This is a genomic window from Pseudomonas sp. ADAK2 TE3594, assembly GCF_053628675.1.
Genome location: NZ_JBRJGV010000001.1, coordinates 6509639 through 6527138 on the forward strand (window position 1 = coordinate 6509639; position 17500 = coordinate 6527138).

A 17500-nucleotide genomic window follows, 5' to 3' on the forward strand; every position below is an offset into this window, starting at 1 on the left:
TAACACGGCAGAACGCTCGGGTCGTCAGCAGGAAATGACCGACATGGTCGCCACCGCCGTCCACGAAATGGGCCTGACCGTGCAGGAAATCGCGCAGAACGCCGGCAGCGCCGCCGTCGCTTCACAAACCGCACGGGATGAAGCGCTGCAGGCGCGGGTCGTAGTGGGCGGGTCGATTCGGCATATCGAAAGCATGTCCGATGAAATTGGTATTGCTGCCGGCGCGGTGGGCGAGTTGGCCCATCAAGTGGCGTCCATCGATCAGGTGCTGGCGGTGATTCGCGGGATTTCCGAGCAAACCAACCTTTTGGCTTTGAATGCGGCCATCGAAGCGGCGCGGGCCGGGGACATGGGGCGCGGGTTTGCAGTGGTGGCCGATGAAGTGCGGACATTGGCGCGGCGGACTCAGTCGTCCACCGATGAAATTCAGCAGATGATCGGCAGCCTCAAGCAGGGCGCGGAGAATGCGGTGTCTTCCATGCACGCCGGGCAAGCGGCGACCGGCACCGGCGTTGAGTCGAGTCAGCGCACCGGTGCGTCGTTGACGGCGATTACCGGCCAGGTCGAGCGCATCAGCGACATGAACCATCAGGTGGCGACGGCGACGGAAGAGCAGTCGGCGGTGACGGAAGAAATCAACCGCAACGTGCAGGGGATTTCTGATTTGGCCCGAGCTACGGCGGGGGAAGTCAGGGCTTGCCGTGAGGATTGTCAGATGTTGCAGCGCTTGGCGGATGATCTGGCGCGGCAGATGGGCAGTTTCAAACTCAGCTAAAAATTGTGTTGGCTGTGCCGACGCCATCGCGGGCAAGCCCGCTCCCACAGGATTTGTGTGTTGGACACGTTATCTGTGAACAACAGAGATCCCTGTGGGAGCGGGCTTGCCCGCGATTGGATTTCAGCGACGCCACAGGGTTCTAATCAGAACCACTCATCCTGCATGCCCAGGCACACATCATCCCGCGCCTCAAGAATCGCCAGTTCATGGTGGCAACCCGGCACTTCCCACGTCAGGAAATACCGCGCTGCTTGCAGCTTTCCTTTATAGAAGCTCACATCCGCCGTATTGCCCTTGGCCAACCCTTCCTCGGCACGAATCGCCTGTTCCAGCCAACGCCAGCCAATCACCGTGTGCCCGAACACTTTCAGGTACAGCGCCGAGTTCGCCAGGCTGCGGTTGACCTTGCCTTGGGCCAGATCGGTCAACAGGCCGATGGTCACCGTTTGCAAGCGGGCCACCAATTTCTCCAGCGGCTCACGCAGAGCGGTTAACGATTCATACGCTTGAGCGCGTTCGGCGGTATCGGCAATCAGACGGATCAATTGCTTGAGCCCCGCACCACCGTTCTGCGCCAGTTTGCGACCCAGCAAGTCCAGCGACTGAATGCCATGAGTGCCTTCATGAATCGGGTTCAGACGGTTGTCGCGGTAATACTGCTCCACCGGATACTCGCGGGTGTAACCGTGGCCGCCGAGAATCTGGATCGCCAGTTCGTTGGCCTTCAGGCAGAACTCCGACGGCCAGGATTTGACGATCGGCGTCAGCAAATCCAGCAGCTCATGGGCCTGCTTGCGCTCGGCCTCAGTCTCAAGGGTCGTGGTGTCATCGAACAACCGCGCCGCGTACAGCCCAAGGTCGAACGAACCTTCGACGTACGCCTTCTGCGTCAACAGCATGCGCTTGACGTCGGCGTGCTGGATGATTGCCACCGGTGCGGTGGTCGGATCCTTGCTATCCGGCACTCGACCTTGCGGGCGTTCGCGGGCGTATTCCAGGGAATACAAATACCCGGCGTAACCGAGCATCACCGCGCCCATGCCGACGCCAATTCGTGCCTCGTTCATCATCTGGAACATGTAGCTCAAACCGTGGTGCGGCTTGCCCGCCAGATAGCCGACGCACTCGCCGTTATCACCAAAGTTCAGCGCGGTGGACGTTGTGCCGCGCCAGCCCATCTTGTGGAACAACCCGGCCAGCAACACGTCGTTGCGTTTGCCCAGGCTACCGTCATCGTTGACCAGGAACTTGGGCACGATAAACAGCGAAATGCCTTTCACCCCGGCCGGCGCGTCCGGCAGTTTGGCCAGCACCATGTGCACGATGTTTTCCGACAGCGGATGATCACCGCCAGAGATAAAGATCTTGTTGCCCTTGAGTCGATAGGTACCGTCGGACGCAGGCTCGGCGCGAGTACGAATATCCGACAGCGACGAGCCGGCATGCGGCTCGGTGAGGGCCATGGTGCCAAAGAAGCGGCCGTCGATCATCGGTTGCAGGAAGCGCTGCTTCTGCTCATTGGTGCCGAAGCTTTCAATCAGGTTCGCCGCGCCCATGGTCAGGAACGGGTAGGAGGTCGACGCCGCGTTGGCCGACTGAAAGTGCGCAAAGCATGCTTGGGACAGCAGCGTAGGAAGTTGCATGCCGCCGGCGTCGAAACTGCGCGCGGCGTTGAGGAAACCGGCTTCGAGGAACGCATCCACCGCCGGTTTCACTTCCGGAATCAGAATTGCCTGACCGTCCTCATAGCGCGGTTCGTTCTCATCGCCCTTGCGGTTGTGCGGGGCGAAGAACTTCTCGGCGATGCTGCGGGCGGTGCCGATAGCCGCATCGAAGGTCTCGCGGTTGTGCTCGGCGAACCGCTCACGCTGGGTCAGGCCCTCGGCATCAAGGACTTCATACAGCTCGAAAGCCAGATTGCGGGAACTGAGCAACGTCTCGGACATGGCGGCCTACCTTTTTTTGGAATGGGCCGAGTCTAGGCGTGGGAATAGAGGCTGAACAGGATGATTGATATGGGTGATGGTGGAGCAGAGCGGCGACTTAGCGGCGCCACAAAACAAATGTGGGAGCGAGCCTGCTCGCGATGGCGTCTGCACATCCAAAAAAGATGTGACTGACAGACCGCTATCGCGAGCAGGCTCGCTCCCACAGGTCTTGTGTAAACCAGGCACCCATTGCGGGTGCCCGGTCTTATTGCGGTTTAACCGATCGTCATCAGACTGGCGTTACCACCCGCCGCCGCAGTGTTCACGCTCAACGCCCGCTCGATCACCAGGCGTTCCAACGCAATATTGGTCTCGCCTTGCGACAAACCATGAACCCCGACAATCGCACCAGCACGCTTGGCCACTTGCTGGCAGACCGCACGCAGCTGATCGGAATGACCGTGATGCAGAACCGCATCAATGACCACCTCGTCCTTGGTCCAGTCAGCCACCCGCTTGATCCGCGCCTGAATTTCTTTCGGCAGGCGTGCGAACAGGGCCTTGCCCGGTTCAGCGTCCGGCCATACCGCCGAGCCGCCCACGGCCAATACCGCAGCCAATTGGGTCAGCAGATCGCCTTCGACTTCTGCCAGGCACAGCACATGTTCGCGCGGCAGGATGGCGTAGCTGTTGCGCTCGCCGGTCGGGCCCGCCAGAACACGGGTGATCCCGCTTTGCGATTGCGCCGCGAACTGCACGCACAGGGTGTTCAGGTCGGCAAACTTGTTGCTGTCAGCCCAGGTTTGCAGGGCCTTCAGCGGTTTGCTCATGGCATCACGCAGACGAACGTCCGGTGCCGCGATGGCATCACCGCGAGCGAAGGATTGTTCGATCGCATCGGTAGGACGCGTCGACAACAAACGGTACAGGTACAACGGACCACCGGCCTTCGGACCCGTACCCGACAGGCCTTCGCCACCGAACGGCTGCACGCCGACCACAGCACCGACGATGTTGCGGTTCACGTAGACGTTACCGGCGTTGACGTTGTCGATCACCTTGGCGATGGTCTCGTCGATGCGAGTATGTACGCCCAGGGTCAGGCCGTAACCGGACGCGTTGATCTGGCCGATCAGTTGATCGATCTCTTTGCGCTTGTAGCGAACCACGTGCAGTACCGGGCCGAAGATCTCCCGTTGCAGCTCATCGAAGCTTTCCAGTTCGATCAGGGTCGGCATCACGAAGGTGCCGCGTTTGACTTCTTCGCTGTTGGCGATGGCCACCTGGTACACGTTGCGACCTTTGTCGCGCATGGCCTGGATGTGCTTCTCGATGCCGGCCTTGGCTTCGGCGTCGATCACCGGGCCGATGTCCACGGACAGGCGCTCAGGGTTACCGAGACGGCATTCAGCCATGGCACCTTTGAGCATTTCGATGACACGGTCGGCGGAATCTTCCTGCAGGCACAGTACCCGCAGCGCCGAGCAACGTTGGCCAGCACTGTCAAATGCCGACGACACCACGTCGATCACAACCTGTTCGGTCAGCGCCGAGGAGTCGACGATCATCGCGTTCTGGCCGCCGGTTTCGGCGATCAGCGGAATCGGACGGCCTTGTGCATCCAGACGACCCGCGACGTTGCGTTGCAGCAGACGCGCGACTTCGGTGGAACCCGTGAACATCACGCCTTTGACCCGATCGTCGCCGACCAGACGGGCGCCGACGGTTTCGCCACGGCCCGGCAGCAATTGCAGCACGCCTTCCGGAATCCCGGCTTCGAGCAGCAGGCGCACGGCTTGAGCGGCGACCAACGGAGTTTGTTCCGCAGGCTTGGCCAGTACCGGGTTACCGGCGGCCAAGGCAGCAGCGACCTGCCCACTGAAAATCGCCAGCGGGAAGTTCCACGGGCTGATGCACACCACCGGGCCCAATGGGCGGTGGGCATCGTTGGTGAAATCGTTGCGTGCCTGCACCGCGTAATAACGCAGGAAGTCCACGGCTTCACGCACTTCGGCGATGGCGTTGGCGAAGGTCTTGCCGGCTTCGCGAGCCAACAGGCCCATCAGCGGCTGGATCTCGCCTTCCATCAAATCAGCGGCACGTTCCAGAATCGCGGCACGTTCGGCGGGCGGAGTGGCCTGCCAGATCGGTGCAGCGTTCAGGGCGCACTGGATCGCGTTGTCGACGTCTTCGACGGTCGCTTCCTGTACATGGCCAACCACGTCACGCAGATCCGACGGGTTCAGGACTGGCGCAGGGGTTTCAGTGCTGGACGCGCAACCGAGCATCGGCGCCGCTTTCCAGTTGTTATGAGCGGTTGCCAGCAGGGCGCAGGACAAGGAAGCCAGGCGATGTTCGTTGGCCATGTCGATGCCGCTGGAGTTGGCGCGCTCGGCACCATAAAGATCACGCGGCAGCGGGATACGCGGGTGCGGCAGGCCGAAGCCGCCTTCCAGCGTCGCCATCTGCTCGATGCTGGCCACTGGATCGGCCACCAGCTCCTGAATCGAAATAGATTGATCGGCGATGCGGTTGACGAACGAAGTGTTCGCGCCGTTTTCCAGCAGACGACGCACCAGGTACGCCAGCAGGGTTTCGTGAGTGCCGACCGGTGCGTACACGCGGCACGGACGGTTCAGCTTGCCTTCGGAAACTTTACCTACAACCTGTTCGTACAACGGTTCGCCCATGCCGTGCAGGCACTGGAACTCGTACTGACCGGGGTAATAGTTCTGACCGGCAATGTGGTAAATGGCCGACAAGGTGTGGGCGTTGTGCGTGGCGAACTGCGGGTAGATGACTTCCGGCACCGACAGCAGTTTGCGTGCGCAGGCGATGTAGGAAACGTCGGTGTACACCTTGCGGGTGTAGACCGGATAGCCTTCCAGGCCTTCGACCTGAGCGCGCTTGATTTCGCTGTCCCAGTACGCGCCTTTTACCAGGCGGATCATCAGGCGATGACGGCTGCGGCGAGCCAGGTCAATCACGTAGTCGATCACATACGGGCAACGTTTCTGATAGGCCTGGATCACGAAACCGATGCCGTTCCAGCCAGTCAGTTGTGGCTCGAAGCACAGACGCTCGAGCAGATCCAGCGACAGTTCGAGGCGGTCGGCTTCTTCGGCGTCGATGTTCAGGCCGATGTCGTATTGCTTGGCCAACAGAGTCAGCGACAGCAGGCGCGGGTACAGCTCGTCCATCACGCGCTCGTACTGGGCGCGGCTGTAACGCGGGTGCAGTGCCGACAGCTTGATGGAGATGCCCGGGCCTTCATAAATCCCACGACCGTGGGAGGCTTTGCCGATCGAGTGAATGGCTTGTTCGTACGAGGCCAGGTACTTCTGGGCGTCATGTTCGGTGAGGGCGGCTTCACCTAGCATGTCGTAGGAATAGCGGAAGCCTTTGGCTTCGAACTTGCTCGCATTGGCCAGGGCTTCGGCGATGGTTTCGCCGGTGACGAACTGCTCGCCCATCAGGCGCATGGCCATGTCGACGCCCTTGCGGATCATCGGCTCGCCACTCTTGCCGATGATGCGGCTCAGCGACGACGTCAGGCCGGCTTCATTGTGGGTGGCGACCAGTTTGCCGGTCAGCAGCAAGCCCCAGGTGGCGGCGTTGACGAACAGCGACGGGCTGTTGCCCAAGTGCGGCTGCCAGTTACCGGTGCTGATCTTGTCGCGGATCAGCGCGTCGCGAGTGCCTTTGTCCGGGATGCGCAGCAGCGCTTCGGCCAGGCACATCAGTGCCACGCCTTCCTGGGACGACAAGGAAAATTCCTGCAACAGACCCTGAACAATCCCGGCACGGCCGCCGGCGCTTTTCTGATTGCGCAGTTTTTCGGCAATCGAGGCGGCGAGCTTGTTGGTGGCTTCCGCCATCGGGGCCGGCAGGCGCGCTTGCTCGATCAGCATCGGCACCACTTCAGGTTCCGGGCGACGGTAAGCGGCGGTGATCGAGGCGCGCAGCACCGATTGCGGCAGGATGCTTTCAGCAAACTCCAGGAAGCACTGGTGCGCGTGATCGGTATGGACTTCGCCGGCGTCGTCGGCGTCTTTGCCAGTCAAACCGTTCAGCTCGGTCAGGGTTGCACCACCCTCGAGTTTTTCCAGGTAATTGAAAATTGCCTGCTTGATCAGCCAGTGCGGCGTGCGATCAATCGAGGTCGCGGCCGCCTTGAGGCGTTCGCGGGTCGGGTCGTCAAGTTTGACCCCAAGGGTGGTGGTAGCCATATTTTTATCCTCATGTTTGCCACGACCGCGTGGCATCAGCTGGCGGCAAGATTAGCTGCGCGGTCGTCTAGGTGCAACCGGGTGCAACCCTTTTTTTGTCGGAATAATAAGCAGCTCGTCAGGAAATAAATTCTGGTACTCACATCCCGCGCCCGCTTGGTGCTTTTGCTTCTAGCGCAAACTGAAAAACGCCCTGAAAAGGAGCAAAAACCGACCCTTTTCAAGAAAATCCGACTAGGTGCAACTTATTCGAACGAAACTGGTTGCACCTTATTTGCTTTGTTGAATAGCATTCGCGGCCAAGGTGCAACCGGTCAAAAAGATCGGTGTGCCGGCTGATGGCTTTCCTGGGGAAACATCAGTCATAAATGCGCGGGATCCCGAATCGTCTGTCAAACGTCGTCGTTTGCGAGCGGTTCACCAGCCGCTGCTACATAAAAACAATGCCAGGGCGTAACTCAATGAGCGTAAGCAATCCAACCCTGATCACGTTCGTGATCTACATCGCAGCAATGGTGCTGATCGGCTTCATGGCCTATCGCTCCACCAACAACCTTTCTGACTACATCCTGGGCGGTCGTAGCCTGGGCAGCGTCGTGACCGCACTCTCTGCCGGTGCTTCCGACATGAGCGGCTGGTTGTTGATGGGCCTGCCAGGCGCTATCTATATGTCCGGTCTTTCCGAAAGCTGGATCGCCATCGGCCTGATCGTCGGTGCTTACCTGAACTGGCTGTTCGTTGCCGGCCGTCTGCGCGTGCAGACCGAGCACAACGGCGATGCGCTGACCCTGCCGGATTACTTCTCCAGCCGTTTTGAAGATAAAAGCGGCCTGCTGCGGATCATCTCTGCGGTCGTGATCCTGGTGTTCTTCACCATCTACTGCGCTTCCGGCATTGTGGCCGGTGCCCGTCTGTTCGAAAGCACCTTCGGCATGTCCTACGAGACAGCGCTGTGGGCCGGTGCCGCGGCGACGATTGCCTACACCTTTGTCGGTGGTTTCCTGGCAGTGAGCTGGACTGACACCGTACAAGCTACGTTGATGATCTTCGCCTTGCTGCTGACGCCGATCATTGTGCTGCTGGCGACTGGCGGCATCGACACCACGTTCCTGGCGATCGAAGCACAAGATCCAAGCAACTTCGACATGCTGAAAAACACCACCTTCATCGGCGTGATTTCGCTGATGGGCTGGGGCCTGGGCTACTTCGGCCAGCCGCACATCCTGGCGCGTTTCATGGCCGCGGATTCGGTCAAGTCGATCGCCAACGCCCGTCGCATCTCCATGACCTGGATGATCCTGTGCCTGGGCGGCACCGTTGCTGTAGGTTTCTTCGGTATCGCTTATTTCTCGGCCAACCCTGCCGTGGCCATGCCCGTGAGCGAAAACCACGAGCGCGTGTTCATCGAACTGGCGAAAATCCTGTTCAACCCATGGGTTGCCGGTGTGTTGCTGTCGGCCATTCTGGCAGCGGTAATGAGTACTCTGAGCTGCCAACTGCTGGTGTGCTCGAGTGCCCTGACCGAAGACTTCTACAAAACCTTCCTGCGTAAAAGCGCTTCCCAGGTTGAACTGGTCTGGGTCGGTCGCGCCATGGTGCTGCTGGTTGCGCTGATTGCCATCGCGATGGCCGCAAACCCGGAAAACCGTGTACTGGGTCTGGTCAGCTACGCCTGGGCTGGTTTCGGTGCTGCGTTCGGTCCAGTTGTCCTGATCTCCGTGATCTGGAAAGACATGACCCGCAACGGCGCACTGGCCGGTATCCTGGTCGGCGCGATCACCGTGATCGTCTGGAAACACTTCGAACTGCTGGGCCTGTACGAAATCATCCCTGGTTTCATCTTCGCCAGCCTGGCGATCTACATCGTCAGCAAACTGGGCGCGCCGACTCACGGCATGCTTCAGCGCTTTGCGGCTGCCGAGGCAGATTTCCGCCTGAACAAGTGATGGGAATGAGCTGAGGCTCTGATCTGTTGCCGACATGAAAACGGCCCGCTTCCTTGATGGAGGCGGGCCGTTTTTTTTGGTTTGCAGGAAAAGGGTTGGTGTTTTTGATGCCGTCTTCGCGGGCAAGCCTCGCTCCTACAGGATTTGTGTTCGCCGCAGCACTGTAGGAGCGAGGCTTGCCCGCGAAGAGGCCATCCGCTGCAACACACTACTTCTGAGGGGAATGTCTGTAGCCAAACAACCCGATTCATGAAGGAAAAATCCCTAAAAAAGTAGGGTAAATCTGATTTCCTTGTCCCTCCGTCAACACCCCTTGTCGCTCATGCAGAATCGCCCGCCTTCATTCTGCAGAGACACATCGGATGTTCGCGCCTGCCAATCAACCGCGTTTCACGTTGACCCTCGACGGCGTCCAGAATGAGCTCAAGGTACTTGAGTTCACGGGCAAGGAAGCCATCAGCCAACCCTATCGCTTTGACCTGGAACTGGTCAGCGAGCGCCCAGACCTCGAACTCGAAAGCCTGCTGCACCGTCAGGCGTTTCTGAGTTTCGATGCACAAGGTTCCGGTATTCACGGTCAGATTTATCGCGTAGGCCAGAGCGATTCCGGCCAACGTCTGACGGGCTATCAAATCAGTCTCGTACCGCGTCTGGCGTATCTCGGTCAGCGCATCAATCAGCGGATTTTCCAGCATAAAAGCGTGCCGGCGATCGTCACGCAAATCCTCAAAGACCACGGCATCCAGCGCGATGCCTTCGAGTTCCGGCTCGGCAGCGACTACCCCGAGCGCGAGTACTGCGTGCAGTACGCCGAAAGCGACCTGGCATTCATTCAACGTCTGTGTGCCGAGATCGGCATTCACTACCATTTCCAGCACAGCCCAGATGGGCACCTGTTGGTGTTCGGCGATGACCAGACGGTTTTCCCACGGCTGCCTGAACCGACGCTGTACCTGCCAGGCAGTGGGATGGCGGCGGATGCGCCAGCGATCAAGCGTTTCAACGTGCGCCTGGAAACCCGCACTACGGCGGTCACTCGCCGGGACTACGACTTCCGTAAACCGCGTTTGCAACTCGAAAGCCGCCTCGACAGCGAACAGCGACCAGTGCTTGAGGACTACCACTTCCCCGGCCAATTCACCGACCGCGAACACGGCAAGCATCTGGCGCAACGGGCCTTGGAACGCCACGGCGCGGATTACCGTCAGGCCGAAGGTCGCGGCGATGAATCGGCTTTGGTCAGCGGGCATTTCCTACACCTCGCCGAACACCCGCGTCAGACGTGGAATGACCTGTGGTTGATCACCGAAATCGAACACCGTGGCCGGCAGCCGCAGGTGCTGGAAGAGTCGGCCACCAGCGACAGCCCGGATGATTTCCAGGGCTATCGCAATACCTTTCTGGCGACGCCGTGGGATGTTTCCTTTCGCCCGCCACTGGGGCCAGAAAAACCGCGCATGCTCGGCTATCAGCCCGCCATGGTCACCGGCCCGGCTGACAGCGAAATCCATTGCGACGAGTACGGTCGGGTCAAGGTTCAACTTGCCTGGGATCGCGACGGTCGGCTCAACGAGCATTCCAGTTGCTGGCTGCGTGTCGCCACTGGCTGGGCGCATGACCGCTACGGCAGCGTGATGATTCCGCGCGTCGGCATGGAAGTGCTGGTGGGGTTTGTCGACGCCGATGCCGACAAGCCACTGGTCATGGGGTGCCTGCCCAACGCCGCGACCCCGGTGCCCCTGGATTTGCCAGCCGACAAGACCCGCAGCATTTTCCGCAGTCAAAGTAGTCCCGGTGGCGGCGGTTACAACGAATTGCGCATCGAGGATCGCAAAGGCGCCGAGGAAATCTACCTGCGCGCCCAGCGAAACTGGACTCAGCATGTACTGAACGATCAACAGGTGCAGGTCGACAACCAGCGCAGCATCGTCGTCACCGGCACCGCCCGCCATGAGTTAAAGGCCGACGAAAAACGCATCACCCACGGTCAGCGCCAGACCGAAGTGCGGCAGGACGATCACTTGGTAGTGGTCGGCGACCGGCACATTCGCGTGACCAGTCAGGCCCTCAACGCCAGTCAGCAATTTCACGTCAGCGCCGGCCAGCAAGTGGTCATCGACGGCGGTGCCAGCGCGACCATTCAGGCGGGCGGGCAGTGGATCAACATCGGGCCGGGCGGGATTTTCAGCAGCGTGCCGATTGTGGTCGGTGGTGCACCGATGGCGGCCATGGCCGCTGCGCCGAGCCTGCCGGATGTTCCGTTGAAACTCGCCGCCGCCCCGGCGGCGCTGCTCAGTGCCGCACAAATACTCAGCCTGCAAAGCGACGCGCCATTCTGCGAAGAGTGCGAGCGCTGCAAGGGCGGTGTTTGTGCTGCCTGATGCCTTGTCACCTCACGCCTGGCTGGAACGCGAGCCACTGAAACCGTCGGAGCAACTGTTCGCGATTTTCAGCAGTGCCAGTGCGGCTGAACCGTTCAAAGCCTGGCAACGCTCGATCACCGCTCAAGCGCCGAGCCCGATCTGGGCCGACACCGCGTATGCCGAGTGGGAAGCGGTGATGCCCTATGTCGGAATCGTCGCTGTCGGCAGTGAGTTTCTGGGGTGGGTCGCTACGACCGAGTCCCGCGATTGGGGTTGGCTGGCGGTTTCTTCTGCGTCTCAAGAAGGGCTGGTCGAGCATTTGCGCAGCCTCACTCAAGTTCTTTTCCCAAACAACGATGCGGTGTTTTTTCGCTTCTGGGATGGGCGTTATTTGCTGTCGATTCTTCGGTCTGCCGACGTTAACGCCACGCAGTTAATGCCTGTCATTGACCGTTGTTTGATCAATGGGCAATCGCTCGATATTGGCGGCAGTGCATTGAAAACCGCCAGGGATTTTCCGTGGTGGGAAGTTTCTGAATCGCTGCTCAAACACCTCGCCGAAGAGTCCGCAACAACCCGCATCAACAACTTGGTGAAGTGGTTGAGCGAGGAACGCCCTGATCTTTTTGAGGCGTTTTCCGAAAGCGTCTTGCGCCACAAGGTTGCGATCTTTCTTGAAACACCGGACCTGCCTCAAGCACCCAAAACAGCTTTGGTGGACTACCTGATGGCGGAGCTGAACTGATGGATCAGATCGTACGTATCGAGCAGGAGCTTGATGGTTTCAAAGACACGTTGAGTTTGTATCGCCAGCAACTCGGCAGTTTCTTGAGTAGGAATGCGGACAAGGTCAGTCGGGCTGCGGACATGCCCTCGCTGATGGACATGGAACGGCTCATAAAACTTGGTAATACCACCACCGCGGTGAGCAGTCGTGATGACGATTTTTTCTCCAGTCTTGCGCAGTGCCCGAAGAGCGGGATTCTGGAGATCGAGAGCAAGTTCGAGTCGGTTTACGACATTCCGCTGGGGAATATTCAGGTCGATGTGATTGCCCTGGATGGCGGCAAGTCGACGCCTGTGACGCTCGATAAAAACGGTCAAGGACAATTCGAAGGCTTACCCGGCAAGTTCTACCGTGTTCATGTCCAGAGTGAAGTTACCCCGGCTCAAATCGATGATCTTTTTTCGTCCTACGATGGCTTGACCTCAGAGCTGGAAGGCTGGCTGCGCAAGGAGTGGGAAGGGTTCAGACCGCAGTGGTCGCAGCAATCGGCTTCAGCTCCATTGGCGGCAGTGGGCAATGGAATGCTGGCGGGAAGTTGGGCAGCGATTCAGGCTGTTTGGGATGGCATTGGTGAACTCACCGACATCCTGAAAGACCCCAACGCCTTCGCCGAAAAGCTCGGTGAAAGTGCCAGTCAACTCGCCAATCTGGCCGTTACTGCCCCAGACAAAATGGAAAAGGCCATGTTGTTGGCCAGCGACGAGGCAGCACTGTGTTTGCTGGTACGCACCGCGGTGCTATGGCTCGAAACATTGCCACCTTCGCAACTTGCCGGGGCCTCGGCTGAAGCCATTTCCAAGGTTGTGGTCGGTTTGGTCATCGACTTGTTGATTGGCGTGGTGCTGAGTGTCGTTGGGGTAGGCATTGCCTGGCTGACGGTGCGTCTGGCCAAGTACAGCGCGCAGATTTTTCAGGCCGTAATGGGCTTCGTGAAGTCGATGGTCGCGATCATCAACAACTTCATGGAGTACGTCGACCGCTATAAGAAAGTCGCCGCGCGCGGTGTTGCAGCGGGACTGAAAAAGGGTCGTATGCAACTGCGTTGGAATGGCCGCAAGAACACCACGCTGAAAAAAGACGAACCCCACGACGACGCCTCGAAGCAGGCCACCAACCCCAACGGCGACAGCGCCGACTCCGCGGATAAAACCGCGACCAACAAATGCCCGGTATCGATGGTCACCGGCGAAGAACTGCTGACCCTCACCGACGGTTCGCTGGACGGGATCCTGCCGTTCGACTTCACCCGGCTCTATCGCACCAGCGCCGCCGAGATCGATGGCGGGCTGGGCTTTGGCTGGAGTCATTCGCTCGCCCATCGCCTGGAAATCGACGGCGACACCGTCATCTGGATCGACCACGAAAACCGCCGCACCACCTTTCCGCTGCCAAACCGCGAACGCCCGGCGATCCACAACAGCCTGTCACGCGCGGCGATTTATCTCGGTGATGATCCCGAGGAACTGATCCTCGCCCAGGCTGGCGACGACGCGCGTTTCTACCACTTTCATAACGGTCGGCTGACGGCGATCAGCGACGCCTACAACAACCGCCTGCGCATCGCCCGCGACCGCCAGCAGCGCATCCAGCGCCTCGACAACGGCGCCGGCCGTGCCTTGCTGTTGCGCTATGACCGCGCCCATCTGATCGGCGTCGACTACCAGGTGTTTGTCCCCGCGCAGACCCTCGATGAGTCCTGGAAGACTGAGCAAACACTGGTCAGTTACGGCTACGACGAACGCGATCAACTGATCGAAGCGACCAACGCCGCCGGTGAAAGCGAGCGTTACGACTACGACGACCAGCACGTGATTCTGCAACGGCAACTGGCCGGTGGGGCGAGTTTTTTCTGGGAGTGGGAACGGTCCGGCAAGACGGCGCGCTGCATCCGCCATTGGGCGTCGTTTGCGCAGATGGACGCGCGTTACGTCTGGGATGACCAGGGCAGTGTCACCGTTAAGAACATCGATGGCAGTGAAGAGGTTTACGTCCACGACGACCGGGCGCGGCTGGTGCGCAAGGTCGAGCTGGATGGCGGCGAACAGCTCAAGGCCTATGACGAACAGGGCCGCTTGGTGGCCGAGCAGGATCCGCTGGGGGCCGTCACTGAATACCGTTATGACGAAGTCGGACGGTTGGTGGCGCTGATTCCGCCGCAAGACGAGCCAACGGCCTACGAGTACCGCAACGGTTTCCTGCATGCGCGCTATCGCGGCAAAGCGGTGTGGAAATATCAGCGCAACACGCAGGGGGACGTCACCGAAGAGACCGATCCGGGCGGACAGGTCACCCACTATCACTACGACGACAAAGGTCAGCTGCTGTCGATCCGCTACCCGGACACCAGTCGGCATGTGTTCGTCTGGAATGCCTTGGGCCAGTTGCTAGAAGAGACCTTGCCGGACGGCGGTCAGCGGCGCTTTTCCTACGATGCGCTGGGCCGGCAGACGACCCGTCAGGACGAACACGGTGCGCTCACCCACTACCAATGGGATGCCATCGGCCAACTGATTCAGACAACCCTGCCGACCGGCGCCAGTCGCGGGTTCAGCTACAACGCCTACGGCCAGATCACCGCCGAACGCGACGAACTGGGTCGCGTCACCCGCTACGAATACGCCGACGATCTGCATCTGGTCAGTCGCCGGATCAACCCCGACGGCACCCAGCTCCAGTACCGCTACGACAACGCGCAGCTGCTGCTCACGGACATCGAAAACGAAGCCGGCGAACACTATCGGCTGGACTACACCCCCGGCGGATTGATCCGACAGGAAACCGGCGTCGACGGCCGCCGCACGGCGTATGCCTACGATCTCAACGGGCAGCTGCTGGAGAAAACCGAGTTCGGCGATGACGGTTCGCAACTGGTTACCAGCTATCAACGGGATTCGGCCGGGCGTTTGCTGACCAAGACCCTGCCCGACGGCATCCAGGTCGAGTATCGCTACGACCGCCTTGGCCGATTGATCAGCGTCGACGATGGCCACGATCACCCGCTGGAGTTCGAATACGACGCCCAGGACAGGCTGATCACCGAACACCAGGGCTGGGGCACGTTGCGTTACGGCTACGACGCCTGCGGCCAACTCAGTCGTCTGCGCCTGCCGGACGGCAGCAAACTCGATTATCACCACGCCAAGGGCGGCGCGCTGACGGCCATCGACCTCAACGGCGCGCGCCTCACCACCCACCAATTTTCCTTTGGCCGCGAACAACAACGCCAACAAGGTCAACTGACCAGCCAGTACCACTACGACGAACAAGGCCGGTTAAAAGCCCACGCGATCAACCAGCAAACCCGACCGCTGTACATGCGCCACTACAGCTATGCGGTGAACGGCAACCTGGCGACCATCGCCGACAGCCGTCATGGCCAACGCAGTTATTACTACGACCCGCTCAACCGCCTGACTCGCGTGCGCCACACCCGCGACGAGCCGCCGGAAAGCTTCGCCCACGACCCGGCCGGCAACCTGCTGATGCAGGACCGTCCCGGTTTGGCGACCGTTAAAGGCAATCGCCTATTGATGCAGGGCGATCGTCACTACGACTACGACGCCTTCGGCAACCTGATCCGCGAACGCCGTGGTACCGCACAGAAACTCGTCACCGAATACCGCTACGACTGCCAGCACCGCTTGGTTGGCGTCACGTTGTCGGATGGAAGTTGTGCGAGTTACCGCTACGACGCCTTCGGCCGCCGCATCGCCAAAACCGTCGACGACCACACCACCGAATTCTTCTGGCAAGGCGACAACCTCATTGCCGAAAGCAGCCGCGAACACTACCGCAGCTACGTCTACGAACCGGGCAGCTTTCGTCCGCTGGCCATGCTCGACGGCAAAGGCCCGCGCAAGGCTTGCCCGTTCTACTACCAACTCGATCACCTGGGGACGCCGCAAGAACTGACCGATTTTGGTGGCGAGATCGTCTGGTCGGCGAAGTACAACGCCTACGGCAAGGTCACGCGTCTGGCGTTCGGCGGGGGAGAGCAGCTCGAGCAACCGTTACGGTTTCAGGGGCAGTACTTCGATGCGGAGAGCGGCCTGCATTACAACCGGCATCGGTACTATGATCCGGAGGTTGGTCGGTATCTGACACCGGATCCTATCAAGTTGGCGGGTGGACTGAACCAGTATCAGTACACGCCGAATCCGACGGGGTGGGTTGATCCGTTGGGGTTGAACTCGACGAACTGTCCACCACCGAAAAATAAGAAAAAGGTAGGCTGTCCGTCCCCAGCAGATCCTGATAAGCCTGCCGTAAATCAGGGTGCTCCAGCGCTCCCTAAGGCGACTTACCCTGAACCTAAAACAGAGGAAGAAGCCAAGCGTCAGGTATTAAAGTGGGAGAGAGAATATAAAATGCATTCGGTGGGAAAGCATGGTCCAGAAATAAGTGATAAAGCGATAAAACAGAGGTCAATTGATGGGTCTCATCCGACGAAGAAAGGTGTGAGAGGCCCGATCAGACCAAGCTCTCAGTTCCGTAGCTGGATGATGCAATTCCGCGCGATAGATTATGCTTTGTCTAAGATGCAAGGTGATGTACCCGAGCCAACTGGTTATGACGGTGAGCAAAATCCTTATGTTCGAATGGAATTACCGGGCGCAGGACGTGGATACAAGCCTAATAATAAAGATTTAGATAATCCTCGTTATGTAGAAACACTTGATGGGGCGGAAATAAAGTTTGATAGGAAGAATGTGAAACGTCCGTTTACGGCATTTCCTCGATAGGGTAAATAAAATGTTAACGCATCCGTTTGTAGATACCCCATATGAGCCTCAGCTTTCCTACATTCTTGCCGGAATATCGATCTATGACAGAGAAGAAACGCTTGGCGAGGCTTTGTGGGTTTACAACCCTAATAAGCAGGAAGACAGAGAAGAAATAATAAGAAAATTCATAATTTCAGATTTTGACTATTTAACCTATCGTCACAGATTTTTAATTTTTAAGATGCTTGACGAGATTTTGCATCAGCCAGATTTTGACTTTTCTACACAGTTCGAAAGCGACTATGACGAGTATCATGCTCTCGCTTGGGATGAAACAGAAATAGATGATCCACGGGGCTTTTTTGAAGACATATATAGATTGGCAAGCGAAGAGTGGAAAGACGACCTTCATAAAGCCAGCCTCGAAGATCAATCAACTTGGTAAGGCTTGCGATCTCTGACTCAGATAGATTTTATGACCGCTTCGCGCTCAATTCGCGGGCAAGCCTCGCTCCTACAGAATTGGGGGCGTTACCATTTTTGGCGGTCTGACTCGACCCTGTAGGAGCGAGGCTGCCCGAGAAGGCGGTCTTACAGGCAGCGAAATTTCTGGGCAGGGTCGTCGGAAGTTTCCTTCAACTCGTAGCGGTTTCCATGAACTGGTGCGAAATGTTTTCCATCGATAGTCTCTGGTGGTCACTGAATACTCAGTGGCGGGGTGTAGGAACCCTTCAAAGTCGTTGGA

8 protein-coding genes are annotated in these 17500 nt (G+C 59.0%); 6 read left to right on the plus strand and 2 right to left on the minus strand.

Annotated features, from left to right (window positions below; all coding sequences use genetic code 11):
* The first annotated feature begins 43 nt into the window (after positions 1 to 43).
* Positions 44 to 775 carry a methyl-accepting chemotaxis protein gene (locus tag AB7M22_RS29320; protein ID WP_454188878.1) on the plus strand — a complete coding sequence of 244 codons (732 nt, stop codon included), beginning with the start codon at positions 44 to 46 and terminating at the stop codon, positions 773 to 775.
* A 146-nt stretch (positions 776 to 921) separates the two neighbouring features.
* Here the strand turns inward: AB7M22_RS29320 and AB7M22_RS29325 are convergent, their stop codons facing one another.
* Positions 922 to 2724, minus strand: a complete 1803-nt coding sequence (locus tag AB7M22_RS29325; RefSeq protein WP_454188582.1) for an acyl-CoA dehydrogenase — start codon at positions 2722 to 2724, stop codon at positions 922 to 924.
* Between the two features lie 257 nt (positions 2725 to 2981).
* Positions 2982 to 6935: a trifunctional transcriptional regulator/proline dehydrogenase/L-glutamate gamma-semialdehyde dehydrogenase gene (putA, locus tag AB7M22_RS29330; protein ID WP_454188583.1), complete on the minus strand. Its 3954-nt coding sequence runs from the start codon at positions 6933 to 6935 to the stop codon at positions 2982 to 2984.
* A gap of 461 nt (positions 6936 to 7396) precedes the next feature.
* Here putA and putP point away from each other — a divergent pair, with 461 nt between their 5' ends.
* From putP to AB7M22_RS29355, 5 genes are all read left to right on the plus strand, one after another.
* The gene (gene putP / locus AB7M22_RS29335) at positions 7397 to 8881 is read left to right on the plus strand and encodes a sodium/proline symporter PutP (protein WP_454188584.1); all 1485 of its coding nucleotides are present in this window, start codon (positions 7397 to 7399) and stop codon (positions 8879 to 8881) included.
* A 362-nt stretch (positions 8882 to 9243) separates the two neighbouring features.
* Entirely contained in the window at positions 9244 to 11262 is a 2019-nt protein-coding gene (locus tag AB7M22_RS29340) for a type VI secretion system Vgr family protein (RefSeq protein WP_454188585.1), read from the plus strand.
* Positions 11252 to 11989 (plus strand): DUF4123 domain-containing protein, encoded by a 738-nt coding sequence (locus tag AB7M22_RS29345; protein ID WP_454188586.1) that lies wholly within the window; start codon positions 11252 to 11254, stop codon positions 11987 to 11989. Before AB7M22_RS29340 ends, AB7M22_RS29345 begins: the two co-directional genes overlap by 11 nt.
* Positions 11989 to 16773 carry an RHS repeat-associated core domain-containing protein gene (locus AB7M22_RS29350; RefSeq protein WP_454188587.1) on the plus strand — a complete coding sequence of 1595 codons (4785 nt, stop codon included), beginning with the start codon at positions 11989 to 11991 and terminating at the stop codon, positions 16771 to 16773. Before AB7M22_RS29345 ends, AB7M22_RS29350 begins: the two co-directional genes overlap by 1 nt.
* A gap of 10 nt (positions 16774 to 16783) precedes the next feature.
* Complete coding sequence (locus AB7M22_RS29355) at positions 16784 to 17200, plus strand: hypothetical protein (RefSeq protein ID WP_454188588.1); 417 nt, start codon at positions 16784 to 16786, stop codon at positions 17198 to 17200.
* Positions 17201 to 17500: the final 300 nt, after the last annotated feature.